Here is a 20,935-nt window from a genome sequence, read left to right as displayed (position 1 = left end):
CCGCAAAGCGAACAACCGCCGCAACCCCGCCGCCGCAAGCTTTTGCTCATGACTGCGCAACAGGTCCACAAGGGGAGAAGGGAAGAACCAGGCAGCGTCGATCAGGAGCGCGGCCTGGTCTTCTGCGGATCGTAGTGGGCAATGGCGACGACGCGCGCCGGCAGCCGCTTGCTGTGGCCGTCGAGCTTGCCGATCTCGACCTCGGTGCCAATCGCCGAATGCGCGACGTCGAGCCTGGCCAGCGCGATATTCTTGTTCAGCACCGGCGAACGCATGCCGGAGGTGACGACGCCGACCTGGGCGCGGCCGACATGCACGCAATCGCCGTGGCCGACCGCGACATTGGCGTCGATGTCGAGGCCGACCAGCTTCTTCTGGGGGTTTTCCTTGCGGCGGATCAGCGCCTCGCGGCCGATGAAATCGTCGGTCTTGGTCTTTAGCGGCACGGTGAAGCCGATGCCGGCCTCGAAGGGGTCGGTCTGGTCGGAGAACTCGTAGCCGGCAAAGATCAGCCCGGCCTCGATGCGCACCATGTCGAGCGCTTGCAGCCCCATCGGCTTCAGGCCGTGCGGCTGGCCGGCCTCCCAGATGGCGTCGAACACCTTTTCGGCGTCGCGCGGATGGCACCAGATCTCGTAGCCGAGCTCGCCGGTGTAACCGGTGCGCGAAACGACGACCGGAATGCCGTTGCCGCCGCCGATGCGGGCGACGGCAAAGCGGAACCACTCGAGCTCGTCGATCGACGGCTGCAGCGGCGAGGTCCAGATGATCTGCCTGAGAATGTCGCGGCTTTTCGGTCCCTGCACGGCGACATTGTGCATCTGGTCGGTCGATGAACGCACCAGCACGGTAAGGCCGAGTTTCGTCGCCGTTTCGCGCAGCCATTCGCCGGATAGATCGTCGCCGCCAACCCAGCGGAAATTATCCTTGCCGAGCCGAAGCAGCGTGCCGTCGTCGATCATGCCGCCATGCTCATAGCACATGGCGGAATAGACGACCTGGCCGACGCCGAGCTTCCTGATGTCGCGGGTCAGCGTGTATTGCAGCAGCGCTTCCGAATCCGGGCCGGTGATCTCGAACTTGCGCAGCGGCGACAGGTCCATGATCACTGCATCCTGCCGGCAGGTCCAGTATTCGCCGATCGGGCCTTGCTTGGCGAAGGAATTGGCCAGCCAATAACCCTTGTACTCGACGAAGTTGCGGGTGTGCTTGGCAAAGCTCGAATGAAAGGCGGTCTCGCGGGTCATTTTCGGTTCCGAATCGGGCGTCATGCGTCTGGCGATCGCTCGCGAGAATTTGTGCTGGCCGGAATAGGTCCGCACATGGATGTCGGTCGGGTTCCAGCCATTGGCCGGCGTCGTATCGTCGGGGCAGGCGGACGAGACGCAGACGATGTCGGTCAGCGCCCGCAGCAGCACATAGTCGCCCGGCCGCGACCACGGCTCGTCGGAAACCACGACGCCATACGCGTCGATGGCCGTGTTGAAGAAGAAGTTGATCGCCATCCAGCCGGCGCGGGGCGTCACGCCCTTGTCGGCCAGCGCGCGGTTGAAATTCTCCGAGCAGTTGGGATGGCCGGGATAGCCGATGTCGTCGTAATATTTGGCAGCGCAGGCGAGCGCGAATGCATCGTGGCGGCCGCAAGTGTCCTGGATAACCTCGACCAGCGGCTCCATGTCCTGGTCATAATATTTCGAGTGCAGCCCGGGCATCGGATAGCTCGAACCCATCAGCGTGCGCGTCGTCGTCACGTCGAGCGGATGATCGCGGCCCTTGTCCAGCTTGCGCGCCGAAAAGCACTGGAAGTCGGTGCATTGGCGCCCGTCGACATCGATGATCTGCAGATAGTCGCCGGCTTTGACGAAATAGGCTTCCGCCGTCGCCGAATGGACGCGCAGATCGAGCACCGGATCGGCCAGCGGGTCGGCAAGCCGCGACTTCGCAGCTGGACGGATCGTGGCGCGGCGCAGGATGACGCTGAGCGGCGTTGCGGTATCGTGGCCGTCGACCAGCATCGGACCGCCGGGTGCAGCGACGAGCATCGAGCCGTCGCGGGCGATCGCAAAGCTCTGTTCGGTGCCGGCAGGGGTGGAGCCGCCGAAGACGCGGACCGCCTTTGCCTGATCTAGCTGTACCTGGCGACGTTCGAGGCCTCGGCGCAAGGAAGCGAGGCTATCGTCGCTATCGGCCAGCAGCGCCTTAATGCCGGCGGCATTGCTGTTCGATTTTTCGCCGAGAATACCGGGATCGGTTACGCCGGTGCTGTCCCATACCAGCAGCTCGCAGGCCTGCCCGCCCTCGATATTGCGCACAGTGATGCTGTCGCCGGCCTCGACCTCGATCAGCACCGCGCCATTGCCCTGAACCGAATAGCGCTCCATCCCGGCCGGCAGCGCGATCTGGCCTGGCCGCAGGATCAGACTCGGCCGGGGCGGTCCGGCGGCGATTACGGGGTAGGGCGACTGGCTCATCTCAACCCTGGTTTCGAGAAACAAGTTTGCCTGTGCGTGAAATTATTTTAGCGGGAAGAATAGGGCAGAAGAGCCGGAGTTGGCAAGGTGAAGGTGGCACAAGCTCCCCCTTCTCCCCTTGGGGAGAAGGGGTCGCCGAAGGCGACGGATGAGGGGTGTTCCAGGGAACGCCAGCCTCTCACTCCGCTGGAACACCCCTCATCCGTCTCGGCGCTGCGCGCCGATCCACCGCCCTGGGGCGAGCCACGGGTCTCGTCCCGTCCTTCGGACCCCACAAGGGGAGAAGGGAAGACGCGCCAAGGCTATGCCAATTCCTCGGAATGCCGGATATCGACGCCATACTCCGCGGCGGCATCGAGCATCGTGTGCCACAGGCTCCCGGCAAACGTCGCGAACACCAGGAGATTGAACACCGCCTGTCCATCCGGCCAGTCATTGCCGCGCCAGAGATTGATGCTGGTGTGATCGACCGATGTTGCGGCGGCGGTGCCGACCGGAAATGCCGCCGGGTGCAGGTCTAGTGAAGACAATTTGGCCAGCATCGAGCGCGCTTTTTCTCCCGAAACGCTGATCAGGACGCGCGCATGCGACTGGTCCGATAGCGAGGCGGATTGCGAGAACGCCTGGCTCAGCGGTTCGATCGCGTGCTTGCCGGCATTGGACAGGACGAGGAACTGATCCGGTCCCGACCAGATCAGCGTAGCGTCGGGAACTCGGACCGCCTTGGGCGTTTCCGGTGCGGCAACGCCGAAACGGGCCTGGGCAGCTTTTGCCAGCTCCGCCGTTTTGCCGCGCCGCGCCATCACCTGGATCAGGTCGAAATTGCGGATTTCCGTCAGCCAAACGCCGGCCTCGGTGCCGCGCGCGCCATGGGCGCCGACGACGAGCGCGTGCTCCAGCGGACTGCGGGCAATCCAGGAAAACTCAGCCACGCTGGCGCCCTCCATCCGGATCGTAGAAGACCGGGCTGCACAGCTCGACATCGTAGTCTTCGCCGCGCAGCGGGTCATGCGTATGGACGATCTCGCCGATGCGCTCGCGGCCGCATTCGACCAGGCCAAGCCCGATCCACTGGTCGAGCGTCGGCGAGAAGCAGACCGAGGTGACGTAGCCCTGGTCGTTGTCGGGACCGGGTGTCTTGTCCTTCGGAATGATATGCGCGCCGGAACGCAGGCGGCTTGCCTTATCCGTCGGCTTGATGCCGACCACGACCTGCCGGTCCGGGGCGACCAGCGCCTCGCGCCCGGCCATGACGCGGCCGATAAAATCCTTCTTGGTCGACATCATCTTGCCGAGGCCTAGGTCGGCGGCCGTCGTCGTGCCGTTCAGCTCCGGCCCGGCGACATGGCCCTTTTCGATGCGCATGACGCCGAGCGCCTCGGTGCCGTAGGGCGTAACGCCGAATGGCTTCCCGGCCAGCATCAAATTGCGCACCAGCGCGTCGCCGTAACGGGCGGGAACCGAAATCTCGAACGCCATCTCACCGGAGAACGAGATGCGGAACAGCCGTGCCCTGGTGCCGCCGCGAAGCGATACCTCGCGCGCCCCCATGAACGGAAAACCTTCATTCGACAGATCCTCGGCCGGATCGACGATTTCCCGGAGCAGGTCCCGGGTCCTAGGTCCAGCGATCGAGAATTGCGCCCACTGGTCAGAGACGGAGGTGAGCTGGACGTCGAGCTCAGGAAATAGCACCTGCCGGCAGAATTCGAGATGCTGCATCACCAGCCCGGCCTTGGCGGTGGTGGTGGTCAGGAAATAATGGTCCTCGGCCAGCCGCGAGGTGGTGCCGTCGTCATAGACGATGCCGTCCTCGCGCAGCATCAGCCCGTAGCGGGCTTTTCCCACGGCAAGACTGGAGAAGGTGTTGATGTAGACGCGGTCGAGGAAAGCGCCGGCGTCCGGGCCGTGCACGTCGATCTTGCCGAGCGTCGAGACGTCGCAGAAGCCGACGCCGGAGCGCACCGCCTTGACCTCGCGCGTCACCGATTCCAGCCAGTCCTTTTCGCCGGCGCGCGGATACCATTGCGCGCGCTTCCACAGGCCGGTGTCGACGAACACCGCGCCCTGTTCGGCTGCCCAGTGATGCGACGGCGTCAGCCTCGTCGCATGGAAGTTCTCGTCGCGATGATGGCCGGCGAAGGCGCCGATAGCGACCGGCACATAGGGCGGGCGGTAGATCGTCGTGCCGGTCTCGGGAATGGATTTGCCTGACAACGTAGCCATGATGGCGAGGCCGGCGACGTTCGAGGTCTTGCCCTGGTCGGTGGCCATGCCGAGCGTCGTATAGCGCTTCAGATGCTCGACCGATTCGAAACCCTCGCGCTGCGCCAGTTCGATGTCGGACGCCGTGACATCGTGCTGGTAGTCGACAAAGGCTTTGCCCTTGCCGGCGACATGCCAGAGCGACGTCAGCGAAAACGCCTCATCGTCGGCGACCGGCGGCGTGCCGGCATTGCCGCTGCGCCCGGCACTCTGTGCTGCCGCCGCTCCTGCGGCAAAGCCCTGGCGCAGGCAGTCGCCCAGCCCGAAGGCGCCGTTGGCGGCGCCTGCGGCCATCATGCCCGGAGGCGCACCGTCCGGGACGAAGGCTGCGATGTCGTCCTGCCATTTCGGCCGGCCGCGATGGTAGGAGGTCAGCCCGACCGCCGGATTCCAGCCGCCGGAGACGGCAAGCCCGTCGGCTTCGACTTCCGCCCGTGCGCCGCCGGTCAGCGAGATCGCGATTTTCCGGACGCCGGCCTTGCCGCCTTCGACCCCGTTGACCGAGCCGCTGAGCACCGGAAAGCCGGCCTTGGCGGCGAGCGCGCGATGTGCGGCGGAGACGTCCGGGCGCGCATCGACGACCGCCGCGATCTGCAATCCGGCGGCGAGCGCGGTCTCGACCGTGCGCCAGCCATCCGCATTGTTGGTGGACAGCGCGATCCTCTTTGCCGGCGCCGCCGCGTAGCGCGCGACATAGGTCCGCATCGCCGAAGCCATCATCACGCCGGGCGTGTCGTTGCCGGCAAACACGATCGGCCGCTCGATGGCGCCGGCGGCAACGACGCAGCGCCTAGCCACGATCCGCCATAGCCTTTGGCGCACTTGGTGCTCTGGCGGGGAGGGCAGGTGGTCATTGACCCGCTCGATCGCGCCATAGGTGCCGCCATCATAGACGCCGAACAATGTCGTGCGGTTCATGATGCGGATATCGGGGAGTGCTGCGAGTTCGGCCAGCGTGCGCGAAATCCATTCGGCCGCCGGCAGGCTGTCGATGGTGCCGCCGTCGGCAAGCAGACGGCCGCCGAACGCAAAATCTTCCTCGCACAGGATGACACGGGCGCCGCTGCGCCCGGCCGCCAATGCCGCCGCGAGCCCGGCCGGGCCAGAGCCGGCGATCAGCACGTCGCAATGCGCCCACGCCTTGTCGTAATGGTCGGGATCGGCGACGCCGGCGGCGCGGCCGAGACCGGCGGCTCGGCGGATCGCCGGTTCGTAGACCGCTTCCCAGAATTTCGCCGGCCACATGAAGGTCTTGTAGTAGAAGCCGGCGACGAAGATCGGCGCAAACAGCTGGTTGACCGCCATCAGATCGTGGCGCAGCGACGGCCAGCGGTTCTGGCTGGCGGCCTCGAGCCCGTCGTAAAGTTCGGCCGTGGTCGCCTTGGTGTTCGGCTCGCGCCGCGCTCCGCTGCGCAGTTCGACCAGCGCGTTGGGCTCCTCCGACCCGGCGGTCAGGATGCCGCGCGGGCGATGGTATTTGAACGATCGGCCGATCAACTTGACGCCATTGGCAATCAGCGCCGAGGCCAGCGTGTCGCCTTGGAAGCCGGCAAAGCTCTTGCCGTCGAAGCGGAAGCTCAGCGGCGCGGCGCGATCGATGAGACCGCCGCTCTCCAGCCGGTGTGTCTGCGCAGGGCCAACCATCAGGCGCCCACCTTGGCGGCGCCAACGCCCGCAGCCGGCTCGACCGACGAAATCTCGTGCGTCAGCGTGTTGCGGGCGACCTTCAGCCAGGCCCGGCAGCCGCCGCCATGATACCAGTATTCGCTCATCGGCCCGGCGACATTGTCGCGCAGATAGACATAGTCGAAGACCTCGTCTTCGGAGGAGCCGGCCGCCGGACGCACCGGCCTGGCGTCGCCCAGATAGGTGAACTCGCCGAGTTCGCGTTCGCCGCAGAAGGGACAGACAATGCGCATGCTCTTCAGCCAGCCTTCAATGCAGGTTCGGTTGGGCGCCCTGGCCCTTTTCGTCGATCATCGCACCTCGCCGGAAGCGGTCGAGGCGGAAGCGCGCCGCCTCCTTGTGCGGCTCGTCGCGCGCCAGAAGATGGGCAAAGACCAAGCCGGAGCCGGGCGTCGCCTTGAAGCCGCCATAGCACCAGCCGGCATTGAGATAGAGCCCGTCGACCGGCGTCTTGTCGATGATCGGCGAGCCGTCCATCGACATGTCCATGATGCCGCCCCACTGGCGCAGCAGCCGCACGCGGCCGATCATCGGCATCAGCGCCATGCCGCCCTCGCAGACGTCCTCCATGACAGGCAGATTGCCGCGCTGGGCGTAGGAATTGTAGCCGTCGATGTCGCCGCCGAAGACCAGGCCGCCCTTGTCGGACTGGCTGACGTAGAAATGGCCGGCGCCGAAGGTCATGACATTGGGGATCAGCGGCTTGATCGCCTCCGAGACGAAGGCCTGCAGCACATGGCTTTCGATCGGCAGCCGCATGCCGGCCATCGCCGCGACGCGCGACGAGGAGCCGGCGACCGCCATGCCGACCTTGGCCGCACCGATCTTGCCGCGGCTCGTCTCGACGCCGGTCACCTTGCCGTTGCCGTCGCGGACAAAGCCGGTCACCTCGCAATTCTGGATGATGTCGACGCCGAGCGCGCTCGCCGCATGCGCATAGCCCCAGACCACGGCGTCGTGGCGTGCCGTGCCGCCGCGTCGCTGCAAAAGCCCGCCCTGCACCGGAAAGCGCGCATTGTCGAAGTTCAGGAACGGCATCATCTTCCTGACCGCCGCCAGATCGAGCAGTTCGGCATCGATGCCGTTGATGCGCATGGTGTTGCCGCGCCGTGCGTAGGCGTCGCGCTGCGCGTCGGAATGGTAGAGATTGATGACGCCGCGCTGGCTGACCATGGTGTTGTAGTTGAGGTCCTGCTCCATACGTTCCCACAGCTTCATCGAAAGCTCGTAGAAGCCGGTATTGCCGGGCAGCCCGTAATTGGAGCGGATGATGGTGGTGTTGCGGCCGGCATTGCCGGAGCCGATCCAGCCTTTTTCCAGCACCGCGACATTCCTGATGCCGTACTCGCTGGCGAGGAACCATGCCGTCGCCAGTCCATGGCCGCCGCCGCCGATGATCACCACGTCGTAGTGGCTCTTCGGGCTGGCGTCGCGCCAGGTACGCTGCCAGTTTTTATGGCCGGAAAATGCCGCCCGGGCGAGGGAGAAGATCGAGTATTTCATGAACCTGTTTCGCGCCGGGCGTGCAACAATTCCGGATCAGATGTCGAGCGTGTGGTCGCGCTCCCACTGGGTGAAGTGGGAAGCATAGGAATTCCATTCCTGTTGCTTGAGCTTTAGATAGGCCGACGAGAATTCCTCACCCAGCGCCGCCTTGAGCGATTTGTCGTTGTCGAACTCGCGCAATGCGTCGAGCAGGTTGAGCGGCAGCTTCGGCGCCCCTTCGACCGTATGGCCGAACTGGTACATGTCGATGTCGTAGCGCCGGCCGGGATCGGCCTTCGAGCGGACACCGTCGAGCCCGGCGGCGATGATCACGGCCTGCAGCAGATAGGGGTTTGCCGCGCCGTCGGGCAGGCGCAGCTCGAAGCGGCCGGGGCCGGGCACGCGCACCATGTGGGTGCGGTTGTTGCCGGTCCAGGTCACGGTGTTCGGCGCCCAGGTGGCGCCGGAGATGGTGCGCGGTGCGTTGATGCGCTTGTAGGAATTGACCGTCGGGTTGGTGATGGCGGCCAGCGCGGAAGCATGTTTCATGATGCCGCCGAGGAAATTCCTGCCCTTGGCCGACAGGCCGAGTTCCATCGCATTATCGGCAAAGACATTGGTCTTGCCGTCCCTGTCCCAAACCGAGATGTGGGCATGGCAGCCATTGCCGGTCAGGCCCTGGAACGGCTTCGGCATGAAGGTCGCGCGCAGGCCGTGCTTTTCCGCAACGGATTTCACCATGAATTTGAAGAAGGAATGCTTGTCGGCGGTCGCCAGAGCATCGTCGAAGGCCCAGTTCATCTCGAACTGGCCGTTGGCGTCCTCATGGTCGTTCTGGTAGGCGCCCCAGCCGAGCGCCAGCATATGGTCGCAGATCTCGGCGATGACGTCGTAGCGGCGCATCACCGCCTGCTGGTCGTAGCAGGGCTTCGACGCCGTGTCGTATTCGTCGGAAATCGTCTTGCCGTCCGGCGAGATCAGGAAGAACTCGGCCTCGACGCCGGTCTTGATGTGCATGCCGTCGCCGGCGGCCTCGGCGATCAGCCGCTTCAGCGTGTTGCGCGGCGCCTGCTCGACCGATTTGTCGTCCATCATGCAGTTGGCGGCGACCCAGGCGACTTCGGGCTTCCACGGCAACTGGATCACCGAATCCGGATCCGGCACGGCCAGCATGTCGGGATGCGCCGGCGTCAGGTCGAGCCAGGTAGCAAAGCCGGCAAAGCCGGCGCCGTCCCGCTGCATGTCGGCGATCGCCTGCGCCGGCACCAGCTTGGCACGCTGCCCGCCGAACAGGTCGGTGTAGGATATCATGAAATATTTGACGCCCTTCTCCTTGGCGAAGGCGGCGAGATCGTTCCCCATTATAATTCCTCGCTTACTGGCATTTTGATTTGTCTTAGAAGCCGTTCTTGCCCGGTATCCAGTTGGTGCCGGTCAGCGGCACGCCGGCCATGGCGGCGGCTTCGATCGTCAAGGCGACAAGATCCTCGGGCTCGAGGTTGTGCAGGCTGTTCTTGCCGCAGGCGCGGGCGATTGTCTGAGCCTCAAGTGTCATTACCTTAAGATAGTTCGCCAGCCGTCGTCCGGCCGCAATCGGATCGACCCGTTTCATTAGCTCGGGATCCTGCGTGGTGATGCCGGCCGGGTCGCGTCCCTCATGCCAGTCGTCATAGGCGCCGGCGGTGGTGCCGAGCTCGTTGTATTCCGCTTCCCAGCGCGGGTCATTGTCGCCGAGCGCGACAAGCGCTGCCGTGCCGATCGACACCGCGTCGACGCCGAGCGCCAGCGCCTTGGCGACGTCGGCGCCGTTGCGTATGCCGCCGGAGACGATCAGCTGCACCTTGCGGTGCATGCCGAGATCCTGCAGCGCCTGCACAGCCGGCCTGATGCAGGCAAGCGTCGGCTGGCCGACATTTTCGATGAACACTTCCTGGGTTGCCGCCGTGCCGCCCTGCATGCCGTCGACGACGACGACATCGGCGCCCGATTTCACGGCAAGCGCGGTATCATAATAGGGCCGCGCGCCGCCGACCTTGACGTAGATCGGCTTTTCCCAATCGGTGATTTCGCGCAGTTCGAGGATCTTGATCTCGAGGTCGTCCGGCCCGGTCCAGTCGGGGTGGCGCGAGGCCGAGCGCTGGTCGATGCCTTTCGGCAGCGTGCGCATTTCGGCAACGCGGTCGGAAATCTTCTGGCCGAGCAGCATGCCGCCGCCCCCGGGCTTGGCGCCCTGGCCGACGACCACCTCGATCGCATCGGCGCGGCGCAGATCGCGCGGGTTCATGCCGTAGCGCGACGGCAGGTACTGGTAAACCAGCGTCTTCGAATGGCCGCGCTCTTCCTCGGTCATGCCGCCGTCGCCGGTGGTGGTCGAGGTGCCGGACAGCGTCGCGCCGCGGCCGAGCGCTTCCTTGGCCGGACCGGACAGCGAGCCGAAGCTCATGCCAGCAATGGTGATCGGGATCTTCAGCTCGATCGGTTTCTTCGCATAGCGCGAACCGAGCACGACGCTGGTGTCGCAGCGCTCGCGATAGCCTTCGAGCGGATAGCGCGAGATCGAAGCGCCGAGGAACAGAAGGTCGTCGAAATGCGGAAGCTTGCGCTTGGCGCCGGCGCCCCTGATATCATAGATGCCGGTCGCCGCGGCGCGGCGGATCTCGGAAAGCGTATAGTCGTCGAAGGTCGCGGATTTGCGCGGCGTCGTCGGCGGGTTGCGATAGGTCATGCTGCCTCAATACGCATCGGCGTTGTCGATATTGAAATTGTAAAGCGTGCGCGCCGAACCGTAGCGCTTGAACTCCGCCGCCTTGACGCCGGTCACGCCGGCACGGTCGAGCAGGTTTTGCAGCAATTCCAGGTGTTCGGGCCGCATCTCCTTGGCGATGCAGTCGGCGCCGAGGCTTTCGACCTTGCCGCGCACGAAGAGCCGCGCCTCGTAGATCGAATCGCCGAGCGCATCGCCGGCATCGCCCAGCACCACGAGGTTGCCGGATTGCGCCATGAAGGCCGACATGTGGCCGATATTGCCGTGGACGACGATGTCGATGCCTTTCATCGAGATTCCGCAGCGCGACGACGCATTGCCTTCGATGACCAGCAGCCCGCCCCGACCGGTGGCGCCGGCATACTGGCTGGCATCGCCTTTGACGACGATCTGGCCGGACATCATGTTTTCGCCAACGCCGGGCCCGGCCGAACCATGCACGGTGATGGTGCCGCCGTCGTTCATGCCGCCGCAATAATAGCCGACGCTGCCGCGGACATCGATGGCGACCGGCTGGTCGACGCCGACGGCGACCGAATGGCTGCCGCGCGGATGCAGTACCTCCCAGGCGGTCTCGTTCGAACCGGGAGCCAGATCGTGCAGCGCCTGGTTGAGCTCGCGCAGCGACATTTCGGCCAGGTCGAAGACCCTCGATGCCTGGCCCGGCTCGCGCGCGGCCTTGGAGAGGTTAATTGCCGGCATAAGATCAATGCTCCCAGAAATAGACGGTTGCGGGCTCGGGTTCCCAGACCTTCGCATTGTCTATGCCGGGCAGTTTGGTCAGCGCACGATATTCCGAGCCGAAGGCGACATACTGGTCGGTTTCGGCCATCACGGCGGGCTTGCAGGCGATCGGATCGCGCACCACGCCGAAGCCATTCTTGGTGCCGACGACGAAGGTGAAGAAGCCGTCGAGGTCGCTCAGCGTGCCTTCCAGCGCCTCGCCGAGGTTCTTGCCATGCGCCATCTGCGAGGAGAGATAGGCGGCCGCGACTTCGGTGTCGTTCTCGGTCTCGAATGTCATGCCTTCGCGGATCAGCTCGCGGCGGACATTGTTGTGGTTGGACAGCGAGCCATTATGCACCAGGCACTGGTCGGCGCCGGTCGAGAACGGATGCGCGCCCATCGTCGTCACCGCCGATTCGGTCGCCATGCGGGTATGGCCGATGCCGTGCGTGCCGGTCATCTCGCGGACGCCGAACCGATCGACGACCGCTTCCGGCAAGCCGACTTCCTTGTAGATCTCGACGACGTCGCCGGCGCCCATGATGCGGATGTCGGGGCGCAGCGCCTGGATCGCCTCGCGCGCTTCGTCGATCTTGGCAGGCGTCGTCCTGACCACCGCATGCGTCGACTTCGCAGCCAAGCTCACCGGCGCGCCGATCGCCTTGGCGAGGTCGGCGTCGAGGCCGCGGAAATCGCGCTCCGGCTTGGCCGACTGGATGGTGATCTTGGCTTCATTGGAAGACGCGCCATAGATGGCGATGCCGGCGCTGTCGGGACCGCGATCGCTGAGCGAGATCAGCATCTCCGACAGCATCGCGCCAAGCTGGGGCTCAAGCGACTTGTCCTTCAAAAACAGTCCGACGATTCCGCACATGTCAGGCTCCGAGATTTGTTCCCTTGGAGATGTATCGAATGAGTCCCGGGAATTCAATTAGTATGAAAAAAATTTTCCTGTCGTTATATATCGGCTCAGGCGCTGCCGGCCGCACTATCGCTGCGCTTGCCGCCATTGTGAACCCATTTGGCATGGCGGACGCGGGCGATCTTGTAGGCATCCAGGATCGACAGGGCATAGATCAGGAAGCCGCCGGCATGCCGGCCGATGAAGCTGGCATCCGGCGGCGCGATCTTGGCGGTGACCCAGGCCAGGATCACCATGAAAAACAGGAACTGCAGGCCGCGCACCGGCACACCTAGCACGACATGCCCGCTCGCCGGCAAGACGATCGCGGCGCCGAGAACCAGATACGGGTTCGGTGGCGCGGGGGAGGTGGTGCTCTGCCTGCTCATGCCGCTTGCCGTTCGCTTTGATTGATGGCATCGCGCAGTGCCGACGCCGACGACAGCAGCCTCTCGACCAGCGCCGGATCGAGCCTGACCGTGCCGAATTCGGCTTGCCGGAACACGCCATAGCGCGCCCGCTCGGCCTCGGCCAGCAGCCAGACGATGCGCACGCCGTTCGGCGTGATCAGCAATTCCTTGGCGCGCCCCTCGACAAAGACATCGAGGTGGTCGGTGATAATGGCGTCAGGGAAGCGCACGCCCTTGCGGTCGCTCCGCAGCACCGCTTCGGCTGGAAATCCCGCCGCCTTCGGCAGTGTATGGTCGAGATGATCGAAATTGGAAAAAGTCGTCGGCGATCCTGGCCGCATCATCATGTCGAAAGTGCCTGGCACCGCGACTTTTTCGTTGATCGAAACGCTCAGCCAGCGCGCTGGCAGCTTCCTGATCGCCAGCGTGTCAACGATGGTCCGTACCTGCACCCGCCGGCCGTTCCACGAGCCGGCGAAGGTGACGACGCCGGCGGTGCCGTCCGAGACGTTGGCCACGTCGGGAATGATTTCGCGAAGTCCCGCTTCGTCGGCGGCAAGTGCGGTCGAAGCCTTGTTGCGGTTGGCGCGCGCAAGCCAGGTCATGTGGAGGACGAGAGCCAGGGCAACCGCCCCGGCGAGCAATGCTGAGATCACCTAACGCACCTCGTCACGCAAATGCCCGCCCCGTTTTGGAGCAGGGCTATTGCGTATGGAGTCCCCCTCATCCGGCCGCTTCGCGGCCACCTTCTCCCCGCTGGGGAGAAGAGGCTGGCATCAACGCTGGCGACCTCCTCTCCCCTTGGGTAGAGGTCGGATTGCCCCGAACTGCCCTTCGCAATTCGGTTGGCAATCCGGGTGAGGGGGCACTTTCCCATATGCGATTGCGTTTTGGGGTGAGCCTCCTTACTCCTGTCAGTACCCCTGCGGTTTCGGCCACGGCATGGTGAACTGGGCACCGCGGCGCACGAATCTGTAGCGGTAGAAATGGAACCATAGCGAGATCAGGAAGTAGAAGGCGACCATGGCGATCAGCTGCGAGCCGAAGCCGAGGAAGATCGCAAAGAAGGTGACCACGCAAAGGCAGAACAGCACGATCGCCGGCAGCGGATGGAAGGGATGGGTGTAGCCGCGGCGGATCGAGCCGAGCGGCCACTTCTTCCTGAACATGATGATGTTGATGCTCATGAAGGTGTATTGCAGCACGCCCGACAGGATCGAGAAGGTGATCGCCTGGTTGAGGTCGGCGATGAAGGCAAAGGCGAGCGCGATCGGCAGCAGGAACAGGATCGAGCGATAGGGCGTGCGGTATTTCGGATGCACCGCCGAGAACCAGGTCGGCAGATAGCGGTCGCGGCCGAGCGAGAACCAGGCGCGCGCGGCGTCGTTGATGCAGCCATTGGCCGAAGCAAGTGCAGCAAGCAGCGTCGCGATGAACAACAGGTTCTCCAGCAGTGGGCTGCCGGTCAGCTTGCCCGCGTCCCAAAGCGGATAATAGGTGATGCCGAGATATTCCCAGGGCATCAGCGAGGCGCAGACATACCAGGTCATGGCGGCGGCGATCAAAAGCGTAATCATGCCGGCCATCGTGCCGTAAGGCAGCGAGCGCGCCGGCGAGCGAACTTCCTCGGCCGCCTGCGTGGTGCCCTCGATGCCGAGATAGTACCAGATGCCGAACTGGAAGGCGGCGATGACGCCGATCCAGCCATAGGGCAGGGCGTTGCCGGGGGTGACCAGCTCGTTCAGCTTGAGCACGGCGCCTTGCGTCCACGGGCTGACCGAGAAGAACAGGATGACGATCGAGACATAGGCGATGGCGGTGATGACGAAGTTTACGTTGAGCGTCATCAGCACGCCGCGATAGTTCAGCCATGCCAGCACGACGATGGTCGCGGCGATGAAGGAATTGTGGTTGAGGCCTTCGACGCCGGCCTTGGCGACGATCGTGTCGCCGAGCAGGATAGCGTCCGACACTTCGAGCATGGTATAGGCAAAGACCAGGAACAGCGCGACGTTGAACGCCATCAGCGGCCCGACAATGTGCTTTGCCTGCGCATATTGGCCGCCGGCGGCGGCGACCGTCGAGGTGACTTCGGAATCGATCATGGCGACCGAGGTGTAGAGCAGGCCAACGATCCAGCAGACGATCAGCGCCGCCAGCGCGCCGCCCTTGTCCGCCGCGAAATTCCAGCCGGTGAATTCTCCGACCAGAACAATGCCGACGCCGAGTGCCCAGACATGGGCGGGGCCGAGCACCCTGAGCAGCGAAACCCTGTCGCCTTGCACTTGCACTGCCGGTTCAAGCGTGACCGTCATCGTTCAATCCCCTACTCAGATCCGGTGTTTTTCGGACACGGCTTCAAGTTCGCCTTCCCTGGACGAGGTCAGCACGTCTTCGGAATAGGTCGTGTCGATCTTGAACCAGTCGTAGAGCATCCACAGCGCGAGCACGATCGAGATGCCCCAGCATGCGTAAGAGAGTGCCACCCACATGACGATGCTTCCCCGGTTTATTTGTCGTCGAATTTTTCGTTGATGACGTCGCGGTATTCGCGGTCCGATGCGCGGAACAGAAAGATGAAATAGCCGATCAGCACCGCGGCCATGATGATCAGCGTCGGCCAGTCGATGATGTAGTGGAACCGGTTCTGGATGATGTCGTGCGCGGTTTCCGGCGTGTAGCCGAGCTTTTCCCAGATCGAGGCCATGGTCGGGTTCTGGCCGAGCGCTTCCCACGTCTTGGCGTCGAGCGCGTCGATGGATTTTGCCGCCCCTGCCAGCCCCAGTTTCAGCGGCAGCCACAGCGCGACGAAAATCGCGACCACGACGACGGCGATATCGAAAACCTGTCCGGCCTTGCTCTGTTCGGGCGGTGTGTAGCGGGCCATGCGTCTCCCCCCCTCAGGACTTGCGGTTGCGGTAAGCGTCGGCATTCTTGATGTCGAGGCCGTAGATGAAGTCCTTGTCTTCCTTGTAGTGGTTGACCATCGCCAGGATGGCGGCCGTGTTGAAGATCAGCACCGCGGCGGCAGCGACCGCGACGACTAGCTTGATGCCTGCGTCGGGGATGTACGGCCATGTCATGAAGAGGACGAAGAGGATCGTCGCCCACAGACAGACGATCAGGAGCACCGATCCACGAAGGTCGGAACGGTACAGGGCTTCAATGCGCTGCTGCATGTCGGACATCGGTTCCCCTCCATCGCTCTCTTTCAAGAGAGTGAAATTTTTTTCATAACTTCAAGCCGAACTCCGCAATTGTCAAGACGATTTTACGCAACGTTAACTGTTTGTTTGACCAGCCGGATTTTGCCTGACAATGAAATTATTTGCTTGCGGGTATTGCAGGCTCTCGGCGTTTGCGATCAATATTCGGGCAACGCTCCCGCCAGGGAGCAGGGGAAAGCAAGAAGTTTTTTCGAACGGAGGACCAGCGGATGACGGCATCCTGGAGATTTTCGGCCCTTGCGGACCGCCATCGCGCGCTCGGCTCGAAGCTCGAAGACTGGAGCGGCATGGGCACCGCGTGGACCTACGACAAGGGAGCCGACGAAGAGTATATCGCCATCCGCACCAAGGCCGGCCTGATGGACGTGTCCGGCTTGAAGAAGGTCCACATCACCGGGCCGCACGCCTCGCACCTGATCGACCTGGCGACGACGCGCGACGTCGAAAAGATCTATCCCGGCAAGTCGGCCTATGCCTGCATGCTGAACGAGGCCGGCAAGTTCACCGACGACTGCATCCTCTACCGCACCGGCCCGAATTCCTGGATGGTGGTGCATGGCTCGGGCACCGGCCATGAAGAGCTGCAGCGCGCTTCGGTCGGTCGTGACGTGTCGCTGCGCTTCGATGACAATCTGCACGACCTTTCGCTGCAAGGCCCGACCGCCGTCGACTATCTGGCAAAGCATGTGCCGGGCATTCGCGACCTCAACTATTTCCATCACATGCAGACGCAGCTGTTCGGCTTGCCGGTGATGATCTCGCGCACTGGCTACACCGGCGAGCGCGGCTACGAGATCTTCTGCCGTGGCCAGGACGCCGGCACGATCTGGGACAGGATCCTCGACGAGGGCAAGAGCGCCGGCATCATCCCGTGCCGCTTCACCACGCTCGACATGCTGCGCGTCGAGAGCTACCTGCTGTTTTACCCCTACGACAATTCGCAGAAATACCCGTTCGAGAACGAAGGCCCCGGCGACACGCTGTGGGAGCTCGGCCTCGATTTCACCGTCAGCCCCGGCAAGACAGGCTTTCGCGGCGCCGAGGAGCATTATCGCCTCAAGGGCAAGGAGCGCTTCAAGATCTTCGGCGTGCTGCTCGAAGGCAAGGAGCCGGCCGACGAGGGCGCGCCAGTCTATCGCGACGGCAAAAAAGTCGGCGTGGTGACCTGCGCCATGTATTCGCCGCTGGTCAAAAAATCGATGGGCATCGCCCGGCTCGACGTCGACTGCGCGGTACAAGGCACCAGGCTCGAGATCCGCAACAAGAGCGGCGCCATCAGCGCAACCGCCGAGCCGCTTCCGTTCGACGATCCGAAGAAGACCAAGCGCACGGCGAAAGGCTGAGGCATACTGCGGGTATGGCAGCGAAAAGCATCATCAGCCGGCCGGTCTATGGGACCCTGTCTCCGCAGCCCGGCAAGTATCATCTTTTCGTAGCGGATGCAGAGGGAGCGCTGGCGATTGCCGATCTGGCCGCCAAGGCACCGGCGGACTTCTTCGGCGGCGCCCACATCATTTTCATTCCCGGCCGCGACAGCAAATATGCCGATGTGCTCGAAGCGCTGAAGCCGGCGCAGTTCTACCTCGGCCATTCCTTTGCCAGCGCTTTGCCGCGGCTGAAGCAGACGCTGGCAAACGCGCATATGGGACTCAGGCTCTACCTTGCCGGCACCGAAGGGCTGATCGGCCAGGCCATGCAGGCGGCGCTCGAAGCCGGCATCGACCACATCTCGATCCAGACCGAGCATCGCGGCTCGCTGGCGCGCCGCATGCAGTGCGTCCACTGCAAGGGCATCACCGAGAACGTGACGACGCAGCCGGCGACCTGTTCGCATTGCGGCCTCTTGCTTCTGGTTCGCGACCACTATTCACGACGCCTCGCCGCTTTCCAGGGCGTCTGCATCAATGCCGAGGACCGCAGTGAAATTCCTCCGACGGAGGAGGTCTTTCGATGAGCACCGGCACCACCAAGCTCGACGTCATCGTCAGCGATGTCGTTCCGGTCAACGAGCTGGTGACGCGCTTTCACTTCCGCAGGCGCGACGGCGAGCTCTTGCCGACCTTTTCCGGCGGCGCCCATGTCGTCGTCGAGATGCGCGATGGCGAGCGGACCAGGCTCAATCCCTATTCGTTGATGGGCTCGCCGCTCGACACCCGCGAATACACCATCTCGGTTCGCCGCGACGAGGCCGGCCGCGGCGGCTCGCTGTTCATGCACCGGCAGGTCAGGCCGGGCACGGAGATGGTGGTCAGCTACCCCGTCAACCTGTTCTCGCTCGATCTGCGCGCCAGGAAGCATCTGATGCTGGCCGGTGGCATCGGCATCACCCCGTTCATGGCGCAGACCGCGCAGCTGGCGGCGGAGGGCGGCAATTTCGAGTTGCACTACACCTGCCGCACCGCTTCGCTCGGCACCTATGCCGATCTGCTGAGAGAGCGCTACGAGCGCCGGGTCAGGCTCTATCACGACGATCGCGACGAGCGCATCGAGCTCGACCGGCTGCTGTCGTCGCAGCCGCTCGGCACCCATCTCTATGTCTGTGGCCCGTCCGGCATGATCGGCTGGGTGCGTGACCGCGCCGCCGCTCTAGGCTGGCCTCCCCAGACCGTGCATTTCGAGCATTTCGCGGCACCGCAGCCGGGTGCGCCCTTCGACGTGACGCTGGCGGTCAGCGGCAAGACGATCCGCGTCGACGAGCAGCAGAGCCTGCTCGAGGCGATCGAGGCGGCCGGCGTCGATCCGCCCTATCTCTGCCGCGGCGGCGTCTGCGGCCAGTGCGAGACCAACGTCATCTCGCATGACGGCAAATTCATCCACAACGACCACTGGCTGAGCGAGGAAGACCACCGTTCGGGCTGCAAGATCATGCCCTGCGTGTCGCGCTTCGAGGGCAGGTCGCTGGTGCTGGAAAGATAGGAGGCGAGCTTGGGCATTACCTTTCGCAAGGAAACCTTTCGCGACGACTTCACCTTCCGGAACAGCCCGGAGCACATCAGGCGGTTTCCATTCCCGTTCCATGAAGACAGCTACATGTATGCGGTCAATATCGAGCCGCATGTCGTCGGGCCGAAGGGCAGCGTGCTGGAGAATTTGATCGACGTCGACGAGCACTATGTCGCCGAAATGCAGGACCGTGCTTTGGTGCTCGCCGAAGACCCGCTGCGCTGCCAGTCGCTGCCGCACATGACGCTGGCCGGCTGGGACCTGCTCGAACTGCTGATGGAGCAGCAGGCTTCCGGCTATCCCGAGCATTTCACGCTGACGCGCGACGGCGACCGCTGGCGCTGGATCAACCGCCCGCTCGGCATCGACGACAGCTTCACCTTCGGCGACGTCTCGACGCTGCCCTATGGGCCAATGGAGTACATCACGCGTCAGAGCCAGGGCGATTTCTGCATCCTCGACCAGCGCGACGGCAATCTGTGGATGGATGCCGGCATGGTCACCACCCAGGCCGACTGGTCGCTCGATTTCGACATCGGCATGAACTTCTTCGAATGGCACGCGCCGGTGCCGCTGGCGCATGAGAAGGGCATCTTCGTCCGGGCGCTGAAGTTCCTCACCAACATCCAGCAGGGCAAGCCGGCACGCCGGCTGAACTGGACGATGACCATCAATCCGCGCCTCGACACCAGCCCGGAAAACTACCACAAATGGGGCCCGGACCGCGCCACGGTGACGCCGGAAAATGTCGGCGACAAGGTCCATCTGCGCGTCGAGCTGCAGAGCTTCTGGCGACTGCCGCGCTCGAACGCGATCGTCTTTCCGATCCGCTGCTACCTGATCAAGATGGACGAGCTGGTGACGCAGCCGAAATGGGCACGGCGCCTGCACCGCGTCATCCGCGACCTGCCCGACGAGCTCGCCAACTACAAGGGCCTGACGCGCTACCGCGCGACGCTGGTCGAATGGCTGTCGAAGTTGGATGACGGCAGTGCGACGTCGCCGGGGTTTGGGCCGGATTAAGCAAGTCCCCTCATCCGGCCGCTTCGCGGCCACCTTCTCCCCGCTGGGGAGAAGAGGCTAGCGCCGGCGCTGCCAATCTCCTCTCCCCTCGGGGAGAGGTCGGATTGCCCCGAATTGTCCTTCACAATTCGGTTGGCAATCCGGGTGAGGGGGTCGCTTGCCTCCCGCTCACCCCGCGCTCTGCGGGTAACAAATGATCGACAAATAGCGCATCGGCAGAACGGTCAGCACTTCCGGCCCGTGCGGCGCATCGGCGTCGAAGAACAGGCTGTCGCCGGGCTTCATCGGGTAGAGATTGCTGCCGTGCCGGTAAACCACTTCGCCTTCGAGCATATACAGGAACTCCATGCCTTCGTGCTGGAAGGTCGGAAACACGTCGGAATCTTCGGTCAGCGTGATCAGATAGGGTTCGACGACGACGCCGCTGGTGTTGGAGCCGATATGGCCGAGCAGATTGTACTGGTGGCCGGCGCGCGTGCCGCGGCGCTCGACGTCAAGGCCTTCCCCGGCCTTGACAAAGACGGCGCTGCGCTCTTCCTCGAAGCGGCGGAAGAATGCGGTGACGGGAACGCCGAGTGCCCGCGACAGCGCCTGCAACGTGGTCAGCGACGGCGAGGTGATGCCGTTCTCGATCTTCGACAGCATGCCAAGCGAAATGTCGGTGGCGGCCGCCAGATCGGCGACGGTGATGCCGAGCTTCTTGCGGAATGCCCGCACCTCGCGGCCGATCGCGACCTCCAGCACTTTTTCGCGAGTGTCGCGAATGGCGTGCGGGTTCTGGGTGAGCGGCGCGCGCATCTTGCGCGGATCGATTACAGCAACCGACGGCTTGGCTTTGCCCGCGGCGGCTGCCGCAGGCTTTAGACTGGTCGCTTTTTTCGCCATTTCGCCACCCCGGACCTTGCCGATTCATTTCACTCACGGTGAACATATTCGGTGCCGATACAGAAGCGCAACTCTTACGGCAAGCCACCCGTGTCGAATTGCGCAATGTCCGGATTTCGCCCGAGCTACCGCGTCGCTTGGAAATCCAG

The 20,935-nt window shown here is 64.0% G+C and carries 20 protein-coding genes; 4 read left to right on the top strand and 16 right to left on the bottom strand.

From position 1 onward, the window contains the following. Window positions 1-101: 101 nt before the first annotated feature. The 15 genes from NKH29_RS09280 to NKH29_RS09210 all read right to left on the bottom strand — a co-directional run bounded on the left by NKH29_RS09280 (window position 102) and on the right by NKH29_RS09210 (window position 15,896). Window positions 102-2,471: a trimethylamine N-oxide demethylase gene (locus NKH29_RS09280; protein ID WP_352792105.1), complete on the bottom strand. Its 2,370-nt coding sequence runs from the start codon at window positions 2,469-2,471 to the stop codon at window positions 102-104. A 302-nt stretch (window positions 2,472-2,773) separates the two neighbouring features. Further along, the gene (locus NKH29_RS09275; protein ID WP_023716758.1) at window positions 2,774-3,403 is read right to left on the bottom strand and encodes a sarcosine oxidase subunit gamma; all 630 of its coding nucleotides are present in this window, start codon (window positions 3,401-3,403) and stop codon (window positions 2,774-2,776) included. Then, a complete protein-coding gene (locus NKH29_RS09270; RefSeq protein ID WP_023716759.1) occupies window positions 3,396-6,380 on the bottom strand; it encodes a sarcosine oxidase subunit alpha in 2,985 nt (994 codons plus the stop codon). The genes NKH29_RS09275 and NKH29_RS09270 overlap by 8 nt, the downstream gene beginning before the upstream one ends. Further along, the gene (locus NKH29_RS09265; protein WP_023716760.1) at window positions 6,380-6,655 is read right to left on the bottom strand and encodes a sarcosine oxidase subunit delta; all 276 of its coding nucleotides are present in this window, start codon (window positions 6,653-6,655) and stop codon (window positions 6,380-6,382) included. The genes NKH29_RS09270 and NKH29_RS09265 overlap by 1 nt, the downstream gene beginning before the upstream one ends. A 16-nt stretch (window positions 6,656-6,671) precedes the next feature. Beyond that, entirely contained in the window at window positions 6,672-7,925 is a 1,254-nt protein-coding gene (locus NKH29_RS09260) for a sarcosine oxidase subunit beta family protein (RefSeq protein ID WP_352548741.1), read from the bottom strand. A gap of 36 nt (window positions 7,926-7,961) precedes the next feature. Then, on the bottom strand, window positions 7,962-9,269 hold the full coding sequence (gene glnT, locus NKH29_RS09255) for a type III glutamate--ammonia ligase (RefSeq protein ID WP_352484123.1): 1,308 nt from the start codon (window positions 9,267-9,269) through the stop codon (window positions 7,962-7,964). A 34-nt stretch (window positions 9,270-9,303) separates the two neighbouring features. Beyond that, window positions 9,304-10,632, bottom strand: a complete 1,329-nt coding sequence (locus NKH29_RS09250; protein ID WP_023716763.1) for an FMN-binding glutamate synthase family protein — start codon at window positions 10,630-10,632, stop codon at window positions 9,304-9,306. A gap of 6 nt (window positions 10,633-10,638) precedes the next feature. Further along, entirely contained in the window at window positions 10,639-11,373 is a 735-nt protein-coding gene (locus NKH29_RS09245) for a GltB/FmdC/FwdC-like GXGXG domain-containing protein (protein WP_023716764.1), read from the bottom strand. 4 nt (window positions 11,374-11,377) lie between these two features. After that, window positions 11,378-12,271, bottom strand: coding sequence for a class II glutamine amidotransferase (locus NKH29_RS09240; protein ID WP_023716765.1), 894 nt, complete (start codon window positions 12,269-12,271; stop codon window positions 11,378-11,380). 95 nt (window positions 12,272-12,366) lie between these two features. Continuing rightward, entirely contained in the window at window positions 12,367-12,687 is a 321-nt protein-coding gene (locus NKH29_RS09235; protein ID WP_031193328.1) for a hypothetical protein, read from the bottom strand. Next, the gene (locus NKH29_RS09230; protein ID WP_502895880.1) at window positions 12,684-13,313 is read right to left on the bottom strand and encodes a hypothetical protein; all 630 of its coding nucleotides are present in this window, start codon (window positions 13,311-13,313) and stop codon (window positions 12,684-12,686) included. The genes NKH29_RS09235 and NKH29_RS09230 overlap by 4 nt, the downstream gene beginning before the upstream one ends. Before the next feature lie 309 nt (window positions 13,314-13,622). Next, a complete protein-coding gene (locus NKH29_RS09225; RefSeq protein WP_031193329.1) occupies window positions 13,623-15,023 on the bottom strand; it encodes an APC family permease in 1,401 nt (466 codons plus the stop codon). Window positions 15,024-15,038: 15 nt separating this feature from the next. Continuing rightward, window positions 15,039-15,200, bottom strand: coding sequence for a hypothetical protein (locus NKH29_RS09220; RefSeq protein ID WP_352484119.1), 162 nt, complete (start codon window positions 15,198-15,200; stop codon window positions 15,039-15,041). Window positions 15,201-15,217: 17 nt separating this feature from the next. Then, a complete protein-coding gene (locus NKH29_RS09215; RefSeq protein ID WP_023716770.1) occupies window positions 15,218-15,595 on the bottom strand; it encodes a hypothetical protein in 378 nt (125 codons plus the stop codon). A 13-nt stretch (window positions 15,596-15,608) separates the two neighbouring features. After that, on the bottom strand, window positions 15,609-15,896 hold the full coding sequence (locus tag NKH29_RS09210; RefSeq protein ID WP_023716771.1) for a hypothetical protein: 288 nt from the start codon (window positions 15,894-15,896) through the stop codon (window positions 15,609-15,611). Between the two features lie 248 nt (window positions 15,897-16,144). Between NKH29_RS09210 and NKH29_RS09205 the strand changes: the two genes are divergently transcribed. The 4 genes from NKH29_RS09205 to NKH29_RS09190 are packed head-to-tail and all read left to right on the top strand — an operon-like array spanning window position 16,145 to window position 19,901. Continuing rightward, window positions 16,145-17,278: an aminomethyl transferase family protein gene (locus tag NKH29_RS09205; protein WP_352789914.1), complete on the top strand. Its 1,134-nt coding sequence runs from the start codon at window positions 16,145-16,147 to the stop codon at window positions 17,276-17,278. A gap of 14 nt (window positions 17,279-17,292) precedes the next feature. After that, a complete protein-coding gene (locus NKH29_RS09200) occupies window positions 17,293-17,889 on the top strand; it encodes a dimethylamine monooxygenase subunit DmmA family protein (protein ID WP_352484117.1) in 597 nt (198 codons plus the stop codon). Next, window positions 17,886-18,851 carry a PDR/VanB family oxidoreductase gene (locus NKH29_RS09195; protein ID WP_352484116.1) on the top strand — a complete coding sequence of 322 codons (966 nt, stop codon included), beginning with the start codon at window positions 17,886-17,888 and terminating at the stop codon, window positions 18,849-18,851. The genes NKH29_RS09200 and NKH29_RS09195 overlap by 4 nt, the downstream gene beginning before the upstream one ends. Before the next feature lie 9 nt (window positions 18,852-18,860). Then, window positions 18,861-19,901 carry a heme-dependent oxidative N-demethylase family protein gene (locus NKH29_RS09190; protein ID WP_352484115.1) on the top strand — a complete coding sequence of 347 codons (1,041 nt, stop codon included), beginning with the start codon at window positions 18,861-18,863 and terminating at the stop codon, window positions 19,899-19,901. 168 nt (window positions 19,902-20,069) lie between these two features. Here the strand turns inward: NKH29_RS09190 and NKH29_RS09185 are convergent, their stop codons facing one another. Further along, the gene (locus NKH29_RS09185; RefSeq protein ID WP_023716777.1) at window positions 20,070-20,786 is read right to left on the bottom strand and encodes a helix-turn-helix domain-containing protein; all 717 of its coding nucleotides are present in this window, start codon (window positions 20,784-20,786) and stop codon (window positions 20,070-20,072) included. Window positions 20,787-20,935: the final 149 nt, after the last annotated feature.

The sequence above is a fragment of the Mesorhizobium sp. M1295 genome, from assembly GCF_040318135.1.
GTDB lineage: Bacteria > Pseudomonadota > Alphaproteobacteria > Rhizobiales > Rhizobiaceae > Mesorhizobium.
This window is presented reverse-complemented; position numbering and strand designations above follow the sequence as displayed.